Annotated in this window: 6 protein-coding genes and 1 riboswitch; all 6 genes read right to left on the bottom strand. The window is 35.9% G+C overall.

Annotated elements, in window-relative coordinates; translation table 11 throughout:
• Window positions 1-39: 39 nt before the first annotated feature.
• Complete coding sequence (locus tag SOS22_RS00235; protein ID WP_173445786.1) at window positions 40-780, bottom strand: amino acid ABC transporter ATP-binding protein; 741 nt, start codon at window positions 778-780, stop codon at window positions 40-42.
• Window positions 781-791: 11 nt separating this feature from the next.
• Window positions 792-1,517, bottom strand: coding sequence for an amino acid ABC transporter permease (locus SOS22_RS00230; RefSeq protein ID WP_320595964.1), 726 nt, complete (start codon window positions 1,515-1,517; stop codon window positions 792-794).
• 20 nt (window positions 1,518-1,537) lie between these two features.
• Window positions 1,538-2,368, bottom strand: coding sequence for a transporter substrate-binding domain-containing protein (locus SOS22_RS00225; protein WP_173445785.1), 831 nt, complete (start codon window positions 2,366-2,368; stop codon window positions 1,538-1,540).
• 71 nt (window positions 2,369-2,439) lie between these two features.
• Window positions 2,440-2,607, bottom strand: a riboswitch (Lysine riboswitch).
• A 49-nt stretch (window positions 2,608-2,656) separates the two neighbouring features.
• Window positions 2,657-3,496: a GYF domain-containing protein gene (locus tag SOS22_RS00220; RefSeq protein WP_320595963.1), complete on the bottom strand. Its 840-nt coding sequence runs from the start codon at window positions 3,494-3,496 to the stop codon at window positions 2,657-2,659.
• Window positions 3,497-3,892: 396 nt separating this feature from the next.
• Complete coding sequence (locus SOS22_RS00215) at window positions 3,893-4,135, bottom strand: hypothetical protein (RefSeq protein WP_320595962.1); 243 nt, start codon at window positions 4,133-4,135, stop codon at window positions 3,893-3,895.
• Window positions 4,136-4,493: 358 nt separating this feature from the next.
• Window positions 4,494-5,456 carry a glycosyltransferase gene (locus tag SOS22_RS00210; protein ID WP_320595961.1) on the bottom strand — a complete coding sequence of 321 codons (963 nt, stop codon included), beginning with the start codon at window positions 5,454-5,456 and terminating at the stop codon, window positions 4,494-4,496.
• Window positions 5,457-5,534 lie beyond the last annotated feature (78 nt).

The raw sequence follows: 5,534 nt of genomic DNA, 5'->3' as shown, positions 1-5,534 counted from the left end.
TTTTTCATTATAACAAAAAAACGTCGTATTTCTACGACGTTAACGATTGGAATAACGAGATAAGAATTGTTTGGTTCTTTCTTCTTTTGGATTGCCAAATAATTCTTCGGGTTCTCCTGCTTCGGCAATGACACCTTGATCCATGAAAACGACATAATCACTGACTTCACGAGCAAATTGCATCTCATGAGTAACCACGACCATGGTCATTCCTTTTTTGGCTAGATCTTTCATGACATCCAATACACCACCAACCATTTCTGGATCCAGTGCACTGGTTGGTTCATCAAATAAGATGACATCCGGATTCATACACAAAGCCCTGGCAATGGCAACTCGTTGTTTTTGTCCACCCGATAGCGTTGTACTTGCGGCATGAGCAAAGGACTCCATACCAACGGTTTTTAGATGTTCCATCGCAATCTTTTCGGCTTCGGCTTTGGAGCGTTTTAAGACTTTGATTTGCCCTATGGTACAATTATCCAAAACATTTTTATTATTGAAAAGATTGAAACTCTGAAAAACCATACATACTTTGGATCGATATTTCGTGACATCTAAGTCACCACCTAAGATATCTTTTCCTTCATAATAGATCTTTCCACCATCAGGTACTTCCAATAAGTTGATGCAACGAAGCATCGTACTCTTACCCGATCCCGATGAACCAATGATCGTCACGACTTGTCCCTTGGTGATTTGGAAGTTGATATCATTCAATACTTGGAGTTTACCAAAGTGTTTTTGTAGATGTTCGATTTTAATAACTGTATCACTCATTTTGATTCCTCCTAAACATTGGCTTTAAAGGACACTTTGTCGGTGTGATTAATTTTCTTTTCGACATAGTTCAAGATGATCGTTGCAATAGTGGTTAGAATCAAATAGAGAATAGCAGTTACCATATAGACTTCAATATAACGCATGTTGGATCCGGCAATCGAAGTGGCTTGGAAATAGAGTTCGGTAACGGCAATGGCATTCAACATACAACTATCCTTGATATTGACAATCAATTGATTACCAAGTGCCGGAAAGGTATTTTTGATGGCTTGTGGGAAGATGATCTGCATCATCGTTTGCGTATTGGTCATACCGATGGATTTTGCAGCTTCTGTTTGGCCTTTATCAATGGATTGAATACCTGAACGAATGATTTCAGCCATATAGGCACCCGTATTGATGGAAATGATAAACATACCAGCCGTAAAGCCTGTCCATCCCAAAGCTGGCTTCAATAAATAATACAAGAATACGGCTTGTACCATCATTGGCGTTCCACGGAATACCCAAACATATAAACCAGTAATAATGTGGCCTAAATGTTTGAAAAATCGCGTAATTGGTTTATCAAATGGATCAATGTCCACGGCATGAATAGCGCCGACAACCAATCCTAAAAGTAAACCAACTAAGGTACCAACAATGGCAAATTCCATTGTTAAACGAATTCCGTAAGCAAACATGGGCCATGAATTCACTAATGTTTGCCATGCATACGCAAAATCAATTTGCATTCTATCTACTCCTCACTCTATTAGTCTTCTGTAGGTGCACGCTTAACAGCATCTTCCATCAATTTCATTCGCTCTTCTTGAGAGATAGAATCCAAAGCTTTCTGCACTTTCTTGAAGTATTTTGTTTTACGTGTTCCATTCTTTAAACCAATGGATACAGATGTATCATTATCAAATCCTTGACCATCAGCAAAATGTACAATGGTCAAATCTGGGTTGGCAGATACGATACCATTGGCAACTGGTAATTCAGCTGGAATACCATCGGCATCTCCATTTTGTAAAGCCACAACCAATTCTGGATACGTTGCTTTTGGCGTCTCATGTTTTACACCATTGATTTGATCAATGATCGTGTCATAGTTTGTATTCTTTTGTCCCATGACTTTTTGTCCAGAGAATTGTTGAATACTTGTATAACCAGCTTGTTCACTATTAGCACGAACAATCATAACGGTTTCACTTTCATAGTATGGCGTAGTAAAGTCGATTCCTTTTTCACGTTTTTTATTTGCCGTCATACCGGCAACGATGGCATCGATTTCACCCGATTCAACAGCTGGTTGTAAACCATCCCAACTGATTTTCTTAACCACCAATTTCTTACCTAATTTCTTCGCAATTTTACGAGACATGACAACATCATAACCATCACAATAGCCAGCTCCACTGCCTAATTTGGAAGCTGTAGATGATTTCTTACTTTGTTGCCAGTTAAATGGTGCATAGTTGCATTCCATACCTACTGTAAATGTGTCTGAATCTGCACTTGAATTGGAAGAACCACTGCCACAACCCACCAAAGACATGCTTAAGGATGCAACCGCGATTGCCGTTAATAATTTTTTCATTTCTCTCTCTCCTTTTTCTACAAATGAAGAAAAAAGGCTATGTGTTATCTTCACATAGCCTACATGCCTTGCTTTCAGATAACGCCTCTTCTGCAACGAAGGAGTGAACTAAGTATTTCTTAGAACCCCAAGAAATAAAATTGCCATTTTATTTCTTTCGGCGATGATTACCTTTCTGAAACTTCACCGTCTGCCAACTCCATTTCATACTCTGACGCATCGCTGCCTCTATCTTCATCTGATTTACCTCAATATTATAGAACAGTGAATCATATTGTCAAGGATAGATTATACATCTATTCGATGATTGATATTATCCTGAATAATGGCATAAGCTACAATAGATAGTCCAAAAATACTTAAGATCACATATAATAGAGCATTATTGTTATACACATCTTCAATCTGATTCATGTTTTTAGCAACTTTGTACAAGAAATAAATGCCATAGATACCAAGGGTAATAAACGAAAAAATCACCACTTGCGCCGGACTTGTATCTTCTGGATAGCCATTGGACCGAAGCAAGGTATTCATATCACGGGCAATACTGTATTGCCAATATATAGCATAGATTCCACAAGTAAAAATACTCAATAGGATGCAAGAAAGTATACTTCGATGCTTGATGAATAAAGATTCATTGGATTGCATCTGAGGGTACATGGATTGACTATATAATTCCGTATGATTTAAGGTGTCCCAATCCGCCATACCTTCTCGCCAGACATAGGTGTTGGCTCCAATGGTATTATTGGCTAAAAAACCATTCATTTGTGATTTGGTATAGGGCCCATGCTGGTTTTGGTGAAGATCGATGAAATACCATCCATCCACTTTTGTTTCCTGAGATTCACCAAAAGCTAAACCCGAAACTTTTAGGGACTCCCAATCAGATTGTCCATCATGCCATACATAGGTCAAATCGTTGATACGTCCCGAATCATAAAATTCTTTCATTTGTGATTCCGTAAAAGGCCCTTTGGATTCATTATTTTCGACAAAATACCATTGGATATTTGGGTGTGCTTCTATCGTTTCGGCTAGTTGTATATCGACTGGTTGTCCACAATTGGGACAAAACTTTTCTGTTCCATTTAATTCATGACCACAATGTGTACACTTCATAAGAATTCCTCCTAATGTATTTGTTATTAGTATAGCATAGGTTAAACAAGCATAATGTAAAAAGACAAGCAAGCTATAACTTTACCTGTCTTCATAAAATTATACTAATCGATTCATGATGGATAGAATCTTATTGGCATAGTTAACATCACTTGCCCATCCCTTTCCATTCGGATTATTTGGAATGCTAAAAATTCGACAGTAGTTGCTTTCTCTCGTAAAGCATCACTCCATCTTTGGTCTACTAATGCCTTATTTAATGTTTCTGTGGATGCATAACACTTCAAATGTTGAATTTGGGCACGAATACCGATCATGACATTCTTAAATACATTTCCGTGTACCCCGTTACCAGTGGCTCCTAATCCAGCAAAATTATATAGATTTGGCAATACATCACCACCAAATCGTAACCAGTATGTTTTTTGACATAGCTAGTGCAAAGGCGACTTCAACTCGAACACCTTCAACAACTGCTTCATTAAAATAGATTTGGCAGAAATTCTGAATTGTGGATACTACGCCCGTTGTAAAAACGCTATCAAAAGTAGTTCTATAAATAGGAAATTTATCATAAGAAGCATTCTTTTGGTTCAAAAGAACCATCATTTTTTCAACCGTTGTTATTGAAGTACCCATAATTGGAGGTTAGTTATTGATCTGTCCTAAACTATCAGTGACAAGTGGTTGAAACGTCCATCTCTGTGCAAGCGTATCATTCGATGCATATATTTGAATATTGGATCCATTTACTACTTTTTGAGTATTTAGATCCAAGCCATATTAATCATTCAATTCAGATACCAAAATATATCCATTGCACTGTTTTTAATCCATTTTTGTGCATAAGTATTATTATGTGTATATTGTTGTATATTTACACCCTTTATCGCTTTTCCAGTTGATAAATAGATTTAAACATATGATTATTATTCACCCACTCCCGATTTATCAATAAATTTCAATAGCCTGTTTGATGCCTACAGATCAATTTATACTATCCATATTTCCTAGCAATTTTTAAGAGAAAGGGAAACATAAAACTTGGTGTTAATGAGATCATAATATCAAAAGCTGCGATATCAGGTGACAAATACCTATAATGAAATAATTGAGTTATTGAATGGTTCTTCCTTGCATCATTGAAAGCCAATACTTCTTGTTTATCTTTAAAATTGGGGTACTTTGTTAAAAAGTCATTAATGGCCTCTGAATCAGGTATAACTCTTTTTCTCATGTAATCTTGTTTGCAATTTATTCCTTTAAGTATTCCGCTCACATTATTACTATGTCTTCTATATTGCACTAATGGCTCTTCTATAAACGCGACTTTTCCATCTGTTGCTGCACAAGAAATAACCCACTTATCATGTCCAGTATAACTTGAAAAAGGTATTGTACTTCTTGCATAATCACCTTTCATTACGATGACCATACCTATTGCAAATGTTGTAAATAAATTGTACTTAGCAATATCATCACCTGTATGCCATCTTTCCCAAATTTTTTTACTTTCTTTTCGAACACTCTCTTTAACAATATTATTGTTTTCATCAATAATTTGTCGATCACTCGCAACCAATAAAGCATTTTCCTTTTCTAATACAGAAATGCTTTTTTCAATTTTATTTGGAAACCAAATATCATCTTGATCACAAAATGCTATATACTCACCATCTGAATTTTTTAATAATTTTTCGAAAGACTTATGATATCCTAAATTGTGATTATCTTGAGGAAATAACTTAAATGGAACTTTAGTTAAATAGGTTTTAAAAATGGATGGATCACATGGATCTTCAGGACAATCATCATTGATCAACACTTCAATATTTTGATATGTTTGATTATTTAGAGATTGTAGTTGTAGTTTCAGATATATTGATAATAAAATGCTTACTTTGTAAGCGTCAGATAAATCAGTGTCTATGATGTTATAAACAAAACCCGTTGTGAACAAACAGTTATTTGTATCATAACGGGTTTATTTACATATTGTCTTTATATCACTGCACCATGGCAGATAATCATCCAGTAA

Origin of the sequence: Absicoccus sp., from assembly GCF_034090965.1 — a bacterium.
Lineage (GTDB): Bacteria > Bacillota_I > Bacilli_A > Erysipelotrichales > Erysipelotrichaceae > Absicoccus > Absicoccus intestinalis.
Note: the sequence above shows the minus strand (reverse complement) of the source record. Positions and strands in the feature narration are given on the sequence as shown.